This is a genomic window from Bradyrhizobium sp. (assembly GCF_016213215.1).
Lineage (GTDB): Bacteria > Pseudomonadota > Alphaproteobacteria > Rhizobiales > Xanthobacteraceae > Bradyrhizobium.
Genome location: NZ_JACRAW010000048.1, coordinates 1 through 13579 on the forward strand (window position 1 = coordinate 1; position 13579 = coordinate 13579).

Genomic DNA, 13579 nt, shown 5'->3' on the forward strand with positions numbered 1-13579 from the left:
TCGTCTCACCGGGGAGATCACGACATAAGCCGTTAAAACCATTCGCGCAGGGAAGGCCGGGTTGCTTCCGGCTGCCCTGTGGTCCCCCCGTGTGCGTTTTGCGCACGGACCGCGGGTGCCAGCCGGCACCCGGTCTTCCCTGCGCCCTCTGTTCTGAAAGAGGGCGAAAGAGACAACAAACCTCGGGCGCATCGCGTCGCGAGAATGCGACGTCCTGTTTGTCTCTTGCGAACTGTATCGAAATGTTACCGCGAGCGACAATGTCTAACCCTCACCCTGTGAGGCGCGAGCCGTATCTCCTCATCCTGAGGAGCTTGCGAAGCAAGCATCTCGAAGGATGAAGGCCCGGGTCCGGGCCTCATGGTTCGAGACGCGCCTTCGGCGCTCCTCACCATGAGGGTTGGAACGTCGCAACCTCAAAAGATTCACACCCTCTGAGGAGCCGCGCTTGCGCGGCGTCTCGAAGGGCGAGGGGCAGCAGCGGGGCGTCGAGACAACCGCTTCGCGGTTCCTCAGGATGAGTGCTTACACCCGAGGGCCCTCGCGCTGTCCCTTTTTCGCCGACAGCGCATCCGCCACGGCGGTGCGGATGTCCGCCACGGAGAACGGCTTGGTCACGATGTCATGCACGATCGCGTTGAGGTTGGAGGCGCGCTCGCGCTGGTCGGCAAAGCCGGTCATCAACAGGATCGTCAGCTCGGGAAAGTCGCGCGCGGCGGACAGAGCGAGCGCGATGCCGTCCATGATCGGCATCTGGATGTCGGTCAGGAGCAGGTCGAACGCGCCGTCCTCGCGGATCAGGATTTCCAGCGCTTCGGCGCCGTCCTGCGCGGTGACGGTTTCGTGGCCGTCCATGGCGATGGCGCGTGCCACCAGCGCGCGCATGGAGCCTTCGTCGTCGGCAATCAGGATACGGGACATGGGGCGAAGTCTCGCAAACGCAGTAAACTACGGCTCAGGCGCTGCCGGCAATATCGCGCCGGTTGAAGAAACGGATGTCGATCTGGCGACCTTCGGGCGGCGGCGAGGCAAGGCGCGATTTGAAGGCGGCGCGCTCGCCGGGTTGCAGCGTGGACTGCTCCAGGACCGCGTTCCAGGCATAGATTTCCGTTCCCTGCTCATCGCGCACCGAGAAGCGCAGCCGCGGGATACCGACCGGCTTCTTGGTCACGCCGACGATTACGCCTTCGATCACCAGCACCGGCTTGCCGTCAACGGCTTCCCGGGTGAGCTTGATATCCCTGAACGCCAGCCCGCGCAGGTTCACTTCAAGACCGGCCAGTCTGTAGAACGTGGCGGTCTGCGGCAGCAATCGCACCACATCGGCGCGCCAGATGATGAGTGCCGCCACAAGCGCGCCCATGGCCGCGCAGGCGGTGGGCAGGTTGAGAAGGGACCTGCGTGGCAGGAAGCCTGGTGCTTGCTTGGGCCAGAGTCTAGCCAGCCAGGATCGACGCCCTGCGACGGAAAATTCCTCCTGATCCGCATCGCGTCTGGCCGCCGCCGACCAGTCGTCTTCGTGGACCTGTCCGGCCTCGCCTTCGGCCGGCCAGTCGCTCGCAATCGATGGGCTGTCAACCATCGGGGCATGCTGGCCTGCTTCATCGCCGGCCTGGGAGCTCCAGTCGTCGGCCGCATCCGGCTGGTCCACCGCCTGGCCCACTTCGGCCATGATGGCGGCCGCAGCCTCCTCCATTGCATCCTCGGACCGCGCCAGCCAGACCTCCTTGCAGCGGGAACAGCGCACATTGCGGCCCGCCGGACCCAGGGCGGCGAGATTGATCGCATAGGATGTTCTACAATGGGGGCAGACAATGTGCATGGAGTCAGCCTCGATGATGAGCCTCTTATCCGAAACCGGCGGTGGCGATGCTACATGGTGACCGTTAACGAATCGGAAACCATAACCGCCGCACAACCGGCCTGTCGCGCGCTGAACGCCTTCGGTTCCGCCGTCTTGGCTGCGCCCCACGTCGAACGGAGCTGAGCTTGGTTCGGTTCGAAAATGTCGGATTGCGCTACGGGCTGGGCCCGGAGATCCTGCGCGACCTCAATTTCCAGATCCCGGCTCATTCCTTCCAGTTTCTCACCGGGCCGTCGGGCGCCGGCAAGACGTCCCTGCTGAAGCTGCTGTTCCTGTCGCTGCGGCCGACGCGGGGCCTCGTCAACCTGTTCAGCCATGACGTCTCGCTGCTCAGCAAGGACGAGATCGCCGACTTGCGCAAGCGGATCGGGATCGTACTGCAGGATTTCCGGCTGCTCGACCACATGACGACCTACGAAAACGTCGCGCTGCCGTTCCGGGTCATGGGACGCAACGAATCGAGCTATCGCAAGGAGGTCATCGACCTGCTCCGATGGGTGGGTCTTGGCGAGCGCATGGACGCGCTGCCGCCGATCCTTTCCGGCGGCGAGAAGCAGCGGGCGGCGATCGCCCGTGCGGTGATCTCGCGGCCGCAGCTCCTGCTGGCGGACGAGCCGACCGGCAGCGTCGACCCGACGCTCGGCCGGCGGCTGCTCAGGCTGTTCATCGAGCTGAACAAGTCCGGCACCGCCGTTATCATCGCGACCCATGACATCGCGCTCATGGACCAGTATGACGCACGGCGGCTTGTGCTGCACCAGGGGCGGTTGCACGTTTATGAGTAGGATCGACCAACGGGGCGTGTTTGTGGATCTCGGACAGGAGCGTCCGCAGGTCCCCGCCAGGGCGCGCAACATGTCGCCGATCGTGCCGCGCGCCTCCATTCACGGTCGCGCGCTGGTCGTGGTGGTCGCGATCATGACGTTCCTCGCGTCGATGACGACCGGGGCCGTGCTGCTCGTGAGCGCCTCGGCCTCGGAATGGCAGTCCGACGTCGCGAGCGAGATCACGATCCAGGTGCGCCCCCAGGCCGGCCGCGACATCGAGCGCGATGCCGCCGCCGTCGCGGCCGCCATGCAGGGCCAGCCCGGCATTGTCGAGGTCAGGCCGTTCACCAAGGACGAGTCGGCCAAGCTGCTCGAGCCGTGGCTCGGCAGCGGGCTGTCGCTCGAGGAATTGCCGGTGCCGCGCGTGATCGTCGCGCGCGTGCAGCCAGGCACGCCGTTTGACCTTGCCGCGCTGCGCAGCCGGGTGGCGCAGGCCGCCCCAGGCGCGAGCGTCGACGACCACCGCGCCTGGATCGAGCGGATGCGCTCGATGACCGGGGCGACGGTGCTCGCCGGCCTGGGCATTATTGGGCTGGTGATTGTCGCGACCATCATCTCGGTTTCGTTCGCGACGCGCGGCGCGATGGCGGCCAACCGACCGATCGTCGAAGTGCTGCACTTCGTCGGGGCGGGAGACCGCTACATCGCCAACCACTTTCTGCGCCATTTCCTGCGCCTCGGTCTGCAAGGCGGGGTGCTCGGCGGAGGACTGGCCATGCTCTTCTTCGGCTTCTCGGAATCGATCGCCGGATGGTTCTCCGGAACGCCCGTCGGCGACCAGTTCGCGGCCCTGCTCGGAACCTTTTCGCTGCGCCCGTCGGGTTACGTGGTGCTGGCCGCTCAGGCGGTGATGATCGCCGCAATTACCGCCGTGGCGGCGCGGCAAACCCTGTTCGCGACGCTCAACGATATCGAATAGGTGCGGCTTTCGGGTGCTGGACGAGCGGACTCCACATCGCCGCAAAAGCACCTAGAATTGTCGAGGGAAGGGGTTGCCGAGACCGGATGGCTGTGAAGACCGACGATAGATCGCGAGGGGCGACGCGCGGCTGGCTGCGCGCGACCATCGTCTTGACGATCGCGGTCCTGTTCGTCGGCGCCGCGATCGGCTTTGTTGCCTTTCTGTCGCAACTGCGCGGCGCCGAGGCCACCCCCGACCGCAAGGCCGACGGCATCGTGGTGCTCACCGGCGGCTCGTCGCGGGTGTCGGATGCCATGGAATTGCTCGCCGCGGGTTACGGCCGGCGCTTGCTGATCTCGGGCGTGCATCCGACCAGCGCGCCGAGCGACATTTCCCGCTCCCTGCCGGAGAACCAGTCGTTCATGAATTGCTGCGTCGATCTCGACCGCTCGGCCGTCAACACCCGCAGCAACGCGGCGGGTACGCGACGCTGGGTGCACGAGCGCGGCTTCAGGTCGCTCATCGTGGTGACGTCGAACTACCACATGCCGCGGGCCATCGTCGAAATGTCGCACGCCATGCCCGACATCACGTTGATACCGTTCGCGGTGGTCGGCGACAAATGGCGCGAGGAGCCGTGGTGGACCAGCGGCGCGACGCTGCGCCTGTTGCTGTCGGAGTATGTCAAATATGTCGCCGCGGAGCTGCGCGTGCGACTGGCCGATCTCGGCCTTGAGCTGATGCCCGAAACCACGGATAAGCCGGCAGGCTCGGCGCCACCGCGCAGGCCGGCAACGGCCCAGGCAAATTAACCGGATTTCGGAATGGCTTCGATCTTTCTGCGTTCGCTTATTTTCAACGTGCTGTTTTATGCCGTGCTCGTGGTCCTGGCCATCCTGGCGGTGCCGACCTTCCTGATGCCGGCGCGGGCGACGCTCGCCTTCGCCAAATGGTGGGCCGGCGCCACCATGTTCCTGATGAGGGTGGTCTGCAACATCAAGGTCGAGTTTCGCGGCCTCGAAAAGATTCCCGAAGGGCCCCTGGTGATCGCTGCCAAGCACCAGTCGTTCTGGGAAACCTTCTCGCTGCTGCGGTTCTTCGACCGGCCGATTTTCATTTTGAAGCGCGAGCTGACGCGAATCCCGGTGTTCGGCCAGTTCCTGATCAAGACCGGCATGATCGCCATCGATCGCAGCGCCGGATCACGGGCGCTGCTCGACATGACGCGCCGGGCGCGCGAGGCCGTGCGCAGCGGACGCCAGCTCGTCATCTTTCCGGAAGGCACCCGCACCGCGCCGGGTGCCCCGCCGGCCTACAAGACCGGCTTCGCCCAGATCTACTCCGTGTGCGGCGTGCCGTGCCTGCCGGTTGCGCTCAATTCCGGGCTGTTCTGGCCGCGCCGGACCTTCATGCGCTACCCGGGGACGCTGGTGGTGGAATTCCTGGATCCGCTGCCTCCGGGGCTGCCGAAGGAGGAGTTCATCTCGCGCGTCCGCACGGCCATCGAGGAAGCGACCAGCCGGCTTGTCGAATCCGGCCAGCGGGAACAGGAGCAGCTCATCGGTCGCGTGCCGAGTTCGGTGGCGCCGAGCGGTTAGAGCATGATCTCGGAAAAGTGGGGACCGGTTTGCCTCGCGACAAACGCAGGCGTTTGCGCGGAGATCGTGCTCAAGGACTTAGCGACTCTCGCTTGTTTCCCGCGGGCGAGGGGCGTGCAACGAATGACTGTCGTCATGCAGCACCTGCGCGAGCTTGTGCAGTGGCGTGTCGCGAAATCCCTCCGCTTCGATGGCTTTCACCGTCGAGACCACATAGTCGCGATTGGCGCCGGATTGACCGTGGCCCTGCAGCACATGATGAAGTTGCTCGTTGAACGACAGGCGTCCGGCATACTGCACGTGGCCGCGGTCGACCACGTAGGTCAGCGCGCTGACGCGCTGCCGCGCATCGTTCTCGAGCCAGACCGAGCGCATCACCTCGCGATACACGGAAGTCACCTGCTCGCGCTCGCGCAAATAGGCGATCGTCGCGCCGCGCCTGTTCTCCGCGACGCGGAAGGCGACGCCGCGGCAGGCGCCACCGCGGTCGAGCCCGAGCACGAGGCCGGGCTTTTCCGGCGTGCCGCGGTGGACGAAAGAATAGACGCAGAGCGCGCGATGTTCCCCGATCAGTCGGGCAGGAACGCGTTCAATGAATTCGAAACCCGGGCGCCACATCAGGGAGCCGTAGCCGAAGACCCAGAGGTCGCCCTTGGAATCTTCCGGATCTGGAGGGGTGATGGTCGACATTTCAGGCCACGGCTATCAGAACCGGGTGGTCAAGCGAAGCAAAATCCGGGCGGATTCGGGGCCGGCGCGCCTCGCTTAGATTTGACAAAATCCGAGGTCAAAGGGGCCTGATGTCCGATATGAACCTTGCCGCACGACGGCGCTCCCGTTGGGGCCTCTTCATCGCTCCGGTCCTCCTGCTCGTCGCCGCATTGGCGTGGAGCGGGTTCTGGTTCTACGCGGCCTCGAAGGCGGAAGTCGCCGCCGACGCCTGGCGCGCCCGGGAAGCCAAGGCCGGTCGCGTCTATGAATGCGCCAGGCGATCGATCGCGGGATTTCCGTTCCGCTTCGAAGTTCGCTGCGAGGGCGCCAGCGTTTCGCTGGTGTCGCAGACCGCGGCAAGCACCGCGTTGACCGCCAGGCTGGACGACATCCTGGTCGTGGCCCAGGTCTATGATCCGAGGCTCGTGATCGCCGAATTCAAGGCGCCTGCAACTCTTTCCGATTCCACGAAGCAATCTTTCATCGTGAACTGGAGCAGGGGCCGCAGCAGCGTGGTCGGCCTGCCCACGGTGCCGGAGCGCGCTTCGATCGTGTTCGACGATCCCGCCATCGACCGGGTCGAGGGATCGATGAAGGTGCCGCTCGCCCGCGCCAGGAAGGTCGAACTGCAAGGACGCCTGGCCGAAGGCTCGCCTTCCGATCGTCCCGTGATCGAGACCGTGCTGCAGATCGCGCAGGGCGGTGTCCAGGGCACCCATCCGGTGCTTGCGCAGGCCTTCGACGCCGACATCCGGGCGAAGGTCACCGGACTTTCCGACCTTGTGCCGAAGCCGTGGCCGCAGCGCTTTCGCGAGATCCAGGCCGCCGGCGGGCATATCGAAATCCTGCAATCGCGAATTCAGCAGGGCGATCTGATCGTGGTGGCCGCCGGCACGCTCGGACTGTCGGCGGGCGGCCGCCTCGACGGCGAACTGCAGATGACGGTCACGGGTATGGAGCGCGTGATTCCGGCGCTCGGTATCGAGAAGATGCTGGAGGAGGGCGTGCCGCAATCGACGCTCGATCGCGTCGCGCCCGGCGTGAAGACGCAGGACATCAACAACCTGCTCGGCGCGCTCGACCGCGCCATACCAGGTCTCGGCAAGGTGGTGAAGCAGAATGCCAACGTCGGCGTTGCCGCCGGCATCAATGCGCTCGGCACCGAAGCCGTGCTGGAGGGCAGGAAGGCGCGGAGCTTCCCCTTACGCTTTGCCGACGGCGCGGTGTTACTGGGGCCGCTGAAGGTCGGGCACATTCCGCCGCTGTTTTAGTCGGACATGCGGACGCACGTCGAAAGAGCGTCGTCAAGGCGAGCCAACGGGTCGCGCGAACGCGCGCCCGATGACAGGCTCCGCACAGCAATCCAGAATGTGTCATCGGAAAGATTCTGGATTGCTTCGCAAGACGGCGACAGAGTGGAGTGTCTATTCCTTCCTCAACGACGGGTGTGGCCGTCCGAAATCCGGTGCGGCCGAATCCTGGCCGATTTCGACAATGCCGCGGCGGATGGCGCGCGTGCGCGTGAAATGCTCGAACAGAGCCTCACCGTCGCCGCGGCGGATCGCCCGCGTCAGCTTGGACAGGTCCTCGTTGAAGGTGCCGAGCATTTCCAGCACGGCTTCCTTGTTGGCGAGGAAGACGTCGCGCCACATCGTCGGATCGGAAGCCGCGATGCGGGTGAAATCGCGAAAGCCGCCGGCGGAGAACTTGATGACCTCGGACGAGGTCACCTGGCCGAGCTCGTCGGCGGTGCCGACGATGGTGTAGGCGATGAGGTGCGGCAAATGGCTGGTGATCGCCAGCACGAGGTCATGATGTTCCGGCGTCATGATCTCGACCCTGGCGCCGAGCCCGCTCCAGAAGGCGTGCAGGCGGTCGATGGCTGCGGCATCCGTTCCCTCCGGCGGAGTGAGGATGCACCAGCGGTTGATGAACAGCTCGGCGAAGCCGGAGTCGGGACCGGAGTGTTCGGTGCCGGCCACCGGATGCGCCGGCACGAAATGCACGCTATCCGGCAGGTGCGGCGCCATGTCCTTCACCACGGCGCCCTTGACCGAGCCGACATCGGAGACGATGGCGCCCGGCTTCAAATGCGGCGCGATCTCCTGCGCGACGGCGGCGCACGCCCCGACGGGAATGCAGAGAATGACGAGGTCGGCATCCTTCACCGCTTCCGCGTTGCTCTCCACCACGCGGTCCACGACGTTGAGCTCCACCACCCGCGCGCGCGTCTTTTCCGAGCGCGCGGTGGTGGCGATCTCGCCGGCGAGGCCCTGCAGCTTCGCGCCGCGCGCGATCGAGCCGCCGATCAGGCCGAAGCCGATCAGCGCGACACGTTGAAAGTGCGGGGCGGCATTCATTTCGCGGCCAGAAAATCGCGCAAGCCGGCGACCACGAGGCGGTTGGCCTCTTCGGTGCCGATCGTCATGCGCAGGGCGTGCGGCAGGCCGTAATTGTTCAGCGCGCGCAGCACCAGCCCGCGGCGTGTGAGGAACGTGTCGGCTTCCGCTGCGGTCCTGCCCTTCTCGGTCGGGAAGTGGATCAGGACGAAGTTCGCCACGCTCGGCGTCACCTTCAGCCCGAGACTCTGGATCTCGTCCGTCAGCCAGTTGCGCCACTTCTCGGTGTGCAGCTTCGACATCTGCTGGTGCGCGGAGTCCTCGATCGCGGCCACCGCGGCATACATCGCCGGCGTGGAGACGTTGAACGGCCCGCGAATGCGATTGACCGCATCGACGATGTGGGCAGGGCCGAACATCCAGCCGATGCGCAGCGCGGCGAGGCCGTGGATCTTGGAGAAGGTGTGCGTCACCACGGTGTTCTCCGTGGTGGCTACGAGCTCGATGCCCATCTCGTAGTCGTTGCGCGAGACGTAATCGCAATAGGCGGCATCGAGCACCAGCAGCACGTGCGACGGCAGTTCGGCGCGCAGCCGCTTCACCTCGTCGAACGGCAGGTAGGTGCCGGTCGGGTTGTTCGGATTGGCGAGCCAGACGAGCTTGGTCCGCGGCGACACGGCCTTGAGGATCGCGTCGACGTTGGCGGTATAGTTGATCTCGGGCGCCACCACGTTCCTGCCGCCGTTCGCCATGGTCGCGATGGGGTAGACCAGGAAGCCGTGGGTTGTCGAAATCGCCTCGTCGCCGTGGCTGAGATAGGTGTGTGCGAGCAGGTTGAGGATCTCGTCGGAGCCGGCGCCGCAGATGATGCGGTCGGGATCGAGCCCGAAGGCACGCCCGATCGCCTCGCGCAGCACGCGCGAAGTGCCCTCCGGATAGTCCTCGAGGTGCCCGGCCGTGTGCTTGAACGCCTCGATCGCCTTGGGCGAGGGCCCGAACGGCGTCTCGTTGGCCGAAAGCTTGAACACCTTGCGGCCCGGTTCCGGCACCGGGCTCTTGCCGGGCGTATAGGGCGCAATATCGAGAATGCCGGGATTCGGCACGGGGCGGGACATCTTCAACTCCGGAAATCGACGGGTCGGCGGCTCAGGTCCTGGCCGCCGGGGGCACCGTATAGCGCGTTGCATGGCTGCCGACGAGGCCCGATGAACGTACCGAGGCACCGGCCTCGATCAGGGCGGCCTTGACCTTGTCGAGGCTGGTCGCGGCGGTGATGGAGATCAGGAGCGCGGCACCATCGAAGGCGGTGTCGGGGACGGCCACGATCTCGGCGAGCGGTGAAAGGGCGCGCGCGACTTCGGCGTTCCAGCCGGCGACCCGCACGCTCCAGGTCTCGACCTCCGTCACCATCGCGCTATCGGCGACGCGCGAGACCACGAACACCGGCAGCGCCGCCGGATGGTCGGCGCGCTCGACGAAGGGCAGGCGCGCGATGATCTTCGGCGCGCTATTGGCTTCGAGCGTGAGCCACCACGGCGTGCGGCTCGACGTGGCCGAGACCAGCGCCAGATCGCCCTTGGATTTCGCGACGGCTTCCACCGCTGCCTGCGCACTGAAATGCGTGACATAGGGCACGGTGAAGCCGAAATGAAAGCGCGCGGAATCGCGCATCGTGGATTCGCCGAGCGAAACGTCGGCATGCACCGAGAACGGCGCCTGCACATAGGTGAAGGTCGAGATGATGACGCGCCAGATGCTCTCTACGGTGTCGAGCGGCAGGATGCCGCGATGGCGCTCGACGAGGCGCCGCATCATGTCGGCCTCGCGCGCGGGCCGAAAAGCCGATCCCACCTCCTGGGTCTGCTTCACCTGGATCAGCCGATCGATGATGTCGCCGCGCTGCATCAGCAGGCGGTGCATCTGCTCGTCGATCGCATCGATCTCTTTGCGCAGCTCCTGCAGGGATGGTGGAGCGGGTGGACGTTGGGACATGTGCGAACCTAAGCCGTGCGGCGAACTGCGCGCCGGAATACTCGCATCCTCAAGGAACGGCCGTAACGCCGAGGTTTAAGAGGTTGCAGGACCCCTTCTCCCTCATGCGTTGGGAAGGCGCAACAGCCAACTTTGCGCTGGCTGCGCCTGCTTGCCTGCGCGGGCCTCATGCGAGCACGGGGCCCGGTTAACCAACACCTTGGCTTGACGAAAGGCGCTCCGGCAACTACTTTCGCTGGGTCCGTGGTCATTTGAGCCGGCCGGCTTGCAGCCACGTTAAACAACTCGCTAAACAGGCCGGGGACAGATCCGATCCCGGCCGAACCTTTCGTTCAGGCCGGGTTTTTTATGGCCTTACTCTGTCTCAAGGGCCTCCGCGAGGAGGCAGGTCGCCGCGATGACACATTTGCAGTCGGTATCCAGCCCGTCGATTCACAGCGAGGATCGCGCCCATGAGGCCGATCATCCGACGTCGCCGGTGGCGAAGTTCGGTCCTGAGCAGCCGTTGATGCTCGATTGCGGCATTGATTTCGCGCCATTCCAGATCGCCTATCAGACCTATGGCGAACTGAACGCCGACCGCTCCAACGCCATTCTGATCTGCCACGCGCTGACCCTCGATCAGCATGTCGCCAACGTGCATCCTCTGACCGGCAAGGCCGGCTGGTGGGAAATCATGGTCGGTCCCGGCCGTCCGCTCGATACCGACAGCTATTTCATCATCTGTTCGAATGTGATCGGCGGCTGCATGGGATCGACTGGTCCGGCCTCGACCAATCCGGCTACCGGCAAGGCCTGGGGGCTGGATTTTCCGCTCATCACCATCCCCGACATGGTCCGCGCACAGGCCATGTTGCTCGATCGGCTGGGCATCGAAGCATTGTTGTGCGTCATCGGCGGATCGATGGGCGGCATGCAGGTGCTGCAATGGACCGCCGCCTATCCGGAGCGCGTGTTTTCGGCGCTGCCGGTTGCCTGCTCGACACGCCATTCGGCGCAAAACATTGCGTTTCACGAACTCGGCCGACAGGCCGTGATGGCTGATCCGGACTGGCATCATGGGCGCTATTTCGAATGCAGCACCCATCCGCACCGTGGGCTGGCCGTGGCGCGGATGGCTGGGCATATCACCTATCTCTCCGACGCCGCGCTGCATCGCAAGTTCGGGCGACGCATGCAGGATCGCGACCTGCCGACCTTTTCGTTCGACGCGGATTTCCAGGTCGAAAGCTATCTGCGCTACCAGGGCTCGTCCTTTGTCGAGCGCTTCGACGCCAACAGCTATCTCTACCTGACGCGGGCGATGGACTACTTCGATATCGCCGCCGACCATAACGGCGTGCTGGCGGAGGCGTTTCGCGGCATCAAGACCCGCTTCTGCGTGGTGTCGTTCACCTCGGACTGGCTGTTCCCGACCTCGGAATCGCGGGCGCTGGTGCATGCGCTCAACGCCTCGAGCGCGCGGGTGTCGTTCGCCGAGATTGAAACCGATCGCGGCCACGACGCCTTCCTGCTCGATGTGCCGGAGTTCTTCGACATCGCCCGCGCCTTCCTGCAATCCGCAGGCAAGGCGCGCGGATTGGGTTAGGTGGCTTGCATGGCGCTTCAGGAACAGATCCTGCCGCTCGGCGGTATCGCTCCGGACCGTACGGGCAAGTATCGCACCGATCATCTCCTGGTCGCGGAAATGATTCCGGCTGGCTCCAGGGTGCTCGATGTGGGCTGCGGCGATGGCGATCTCCTGCAGCTGCTGGAAAGTCGCGGCATCGACGGCCGCGGCATCGAACTGTCGCGCGAGGGCGTCAATCGCTGCGTCGCCAAGGGGCTGGCCGTGGTGCAGGGCGACGCCGATACCGACCTGGTCAACTATCCGGATGATGCGTTCGACTACGTGATCCTTTCGCAGACGCTGCAGGCGACGCGCCAGCCGAAGGTCGTGCTGGAAAACCTGCTGCGCATCGGGCACCGCGCCATCGTCTCGTTTCCTAACTTCGGCTACTGGAAGATGCGCCTGCAGCTCCTGATCGGCGGTCACATGCCGCGCACCGAAAATCTGCCGGCCACCTGGTACGACACGGCCAACATCCATTTCTGCACCATCAAGGATTTCATCGAGCTCTGCGATGCGATCCACGTCAGGATGGAGCGCGCGGTCGCGCTCGATCTGTACGGTCGCCCGCTGCGGCTGAGGCTGCCGTGGTGGGTCTGGAACCTGTTCGGCGAGCAGGGCGTATTCCTGCTCAGCCGGAAATAATGCGCATCGCTGCAAGGAGCGTCAGCCGCGAAAGTACGTTGCTTTCATCGGCTCACGGCCATGCGGCGTAGGAGGGCTGTCGCCGCGCATGCTCCAGCCGGATCTGGCGACGAAAACTTCCTGGCGAAATACCACGACTCTTGCGGAAGAACCGGTTGAAATAGGCTGCGTCACGAAACCCGAGACCGTAGCCGATCTGCTCTACCGGAAGATCAAGCTGCTCCAGCCGCAGGCAGGCCTCGCGCAACAACCGCTCGCGGATCAGGGACCGCGGTCCACAACCCTTCTCTCGCCGGCAATGGGCATGCAGCCGATCGGAACTGACACCCAGTGCCGCCGCATAGCGTGCCACCGTCCACCCGTCGCGGTAGTGAAGTTCGATCAGTTGCAGGAGATTGCCGACCAGCGCGGGACCGCCGTGCGGCGCTCCTTCGCGTTCCTCCTCCGGAGCGCCGAGCCGCCACAGCGACAGGCACAGCAGCAACAGATGAGACGAGATCAGCGTCGTCGCGCCGGCCGCAGGATTGCGCAGTTCGGCGGCGATCTCTCCGCACGATTCGGTGATCGGCTGCAAGTTCTGGAGCAGGGGTTCGTTCGCGATCAGTACCACGCGCTCGGTCGCACGTTGGAGATTGAGCGCCTCCGGGCTCGTCGCAATGATGCGAATCAGGAAATCATCGTCCGCTGAAACCAGGTAACCGCGCGCTCCCGCGCTGGCTTCGATGGCGGCATCGACCGAGCCGGGCAGCCAGAGCAGCGTCGGTCCTTCCAGCGTAACGCGGGTTCCCTGCCAGGCAGCGCTGCCGCGGCCTTCCTGCAGCAGCAGCAGATGGGCTCGGCGCGGGCCCTTCTGCCGGATAACCCAGGGTTGCGGCGCCAACGCCGGACCAAAGGCCGCGGCGGACACCGCCGTCGCCACTCCAACCGGAAGGGCGTGTAACCGACCCGCGACCGGCATGTTCGCTTCCTCCTGGGACAAAGAGCCGCCGGCTTTGCCGGTCCGATTGCCAAAAGCGTACAATCTTTCGCCGGTTTCGTCCAATTCCAACGGTCCCGGTTCCTCACCTAACGTCAGCGCGACCTAGAGCGCCGA

14 protein-coding genes and 1 riboswitch are annotated in these 13579 nt (G+C 65.2%); of the genes, 7 read left to right on the forward strand and 7 right to left on the reverse strand.

Translation table 11 applies throughout. The features are described from left to right. Positions 1-525 precede the first annotated feature (525 nt). Together HY852_RS09305 and HY852_RS09310 are read right to left on the reverse strand one after the other, a co-directional pair. Complete coding sequence (locus HY852_RS09305) at positions 526-921, reverse strand: response regulator (protein WP_291604243.1); 396 nt, start codon at positions 919-921, stop codon at positions 526-528. A gap of 34 nt (positions 922-955) precedes the next feature. Beyond that, on the reverse strand, positions 956-1822 hold the full coding sequence (locus HY852_RS09310; RefSeq protein WP_291604289.1) for an MJ0042-type zinc finger domain-containing protein: 867 nt from the start codon (positions 1820-1822) through the stop codon (positions 956-958). A gap of 167 nt (positions 1823-1989) precedes the next feature. Here HY852_RS09310 and ftsE point away from each other — a divergent pair, with 167 nt between their 5' ends. The 4 genes from ftsE to HY852_RS09330 all read left to right on the forward strand — a co-directional run bounded on the left by ftsE (position 1990) and on the right by HY852_RS09330 (position 5190). Continuing rightward, the gene (gene ftsE, locus HY852_RS09315) at positions 1990-2649 is read left to right on the forward strand and encodes a cell division ATP-binding protein FtsE (RefSeq protein WP_291604245.1); all 660 of its coding nucleotides are present in this window, start codon (positions 1990-1992) and stop codon (positions 2647-2649) included. Next, positions 2642-3610: an ABC transporter permease gene (locus HY852_RS09320; protein ID WP_291604291.1), complete on the forward strand. Its 969-nt coding sequence runs from the start codon at positions 2642-2644 to the stop codon at positions 3608-3610. Before ftsE ends, HY852_RS09320 begins: the two co-directional genes overlap by 8 nt. Before the next feature lie 86 nt (positions 3611-3696). Beyond that, complete coding sequence (locus HY852_RS09325; protein ID WP_291604246.1) at positions 3697-4404, forward strand: YdcF family protein; 708 nt, start codon at positions 3697-3699, stop codon at positions 4402-4404. Positions 4405-4416: 12 nt separating this feature from the next. Further along, positions 4417-5190, forward strand: coding sequence for a 1-acyl-sn-glycerol-3-phosphate acyltransferase (locus tag HY852_RS09330; RefSeq protein ID WP_291604247.1), 774 nt, complete (start codon positions 4417-4419; stop codon positions 5188-5190). A gap of 78 nt (positions 5191-5268) precedes the next feature. Here the strand turns inward: HY852_RS09330 and HY852_RS09335 are convergent, their stop codons facing one another. Continuing rightward, positions 5269-5880 (reverse strand): gamma-glutamylcyclotransferase, encoded by a 612-nt coding sequence (locus tag HY852_RS09335; protein WP_291604249.1) that lies wholly within the window; start codon positions 5878-5880, stop codon positions 5269-5271. Between the two features lie 110 nt (positions 5881-5990). On the opposite strand from HY852_RS09335, the gene HY852_RS09340 reads away from it, so the two are divergent. After that, positions 5991-7172: a DUF2125 domain-containing protein gene (locus HY852_RS09340; RefSeq protein WP_291604251.1), complete on the forward strand. Its 1182-nt coding sequence runs from the start codon at positions 5991-5993 to the stop codon at positions 7170-7172. Positions 7173-7325: 153 nt separating this feature from the next. Here the strand turns inward: HY852_RS09340 and HY852_RS09345 are convergent, their stop codons facing one another. Genes HY852_RS09345 through HY852_RS09355 form a run of 3 tightly spaced genes read right to left on the reverse strand, consistent with a single transcriptional unit; the run spans position 7326 to position 10232 of the window. Continuing rightward, positions 7326-8261: a prephenate/arogenate dehydrogenase family protein gene (locus HY852_RS09345; RefSeq protein ID WP_291604253.1), complete on the reverse strand. Its 936-nt coding sequence runs from the start codon at positions 8259-8261 to the stop codon at positions 7326-7328. Then, positions 8258-9355 (reverse strand): histidinol-phosphate transaminase, encoded by a 1098-nt coding sequence (hisC, locus tag HY852_RS09350; protein ID WP_291604255.1) that lies wholly within the window; start codon positions 9353-9355, stop codon positions 8258-8260. The genes HY852_RS09345 and hisC overlap by 4 nt, the downstream gene beginning before the upstream one ends. 31 nt (positions 9356-9386) lie before the next feature. Continuing rightward, entirely contained in the window at positions 9387-10232 is an 846-nt protein-coding gene (locus HY852_RS09355) for a chorismate mutase (RefSeq protein WP_291604257.1), read from the reverse strand. A 233-nt stretch (positions 10233-10465) separates the two neighbouring features. Continuing rightward, positions 10466-10545: riboswitch (SAM riboswitch) on the forward strand. A gap of 84 nt (positions 10546-10629) precedes the next feature. Between HY852_RS09355 and HY852_RS09360 the strand changes: the two genes are divergently transcribed. Both HY852_RS09360 and metW read left to right on the forward strand, forming a co-directional pair. Beyond that, positions 10630-11820, forward strand: coding sequence for a homoserine O-acetyltransferase (locus HY852_RS09360; RefSeq protein WP_291604259.1), 1191 nt, complete (start codon positions 10630-10632; stop codon positions 11818-11820). Between the two features lie 9 nt (positions 11821-11829). After that, positions 11830-12486: a methionine biosynthesis protein MetW gene (gene metW, locus HY852_RS09365; protein WP_291604260.1), complete on the forward strand. Its 657-nt coding sequence runs from the start codon at positions 11830-11832 to the stop codon at positions 12484-12486. Positions 12487-12538: 52 nt separating this feature from the next. Here the strand turns inward: metW and HY852_RS09370 are convergent, their stop codons facing one another. After that, a complete protein-coding gene (locus tag HY852_RS09370; RefSeq protein ID WP_291604262.1) occupies positions 12539-13444 on the reverse strand; it encodes a helix-turn-helix domain-containing protein in 906 nt (301 codons plus the stop codon). Positions 13445-13579 lie beyond the last annotated feature (135 nt).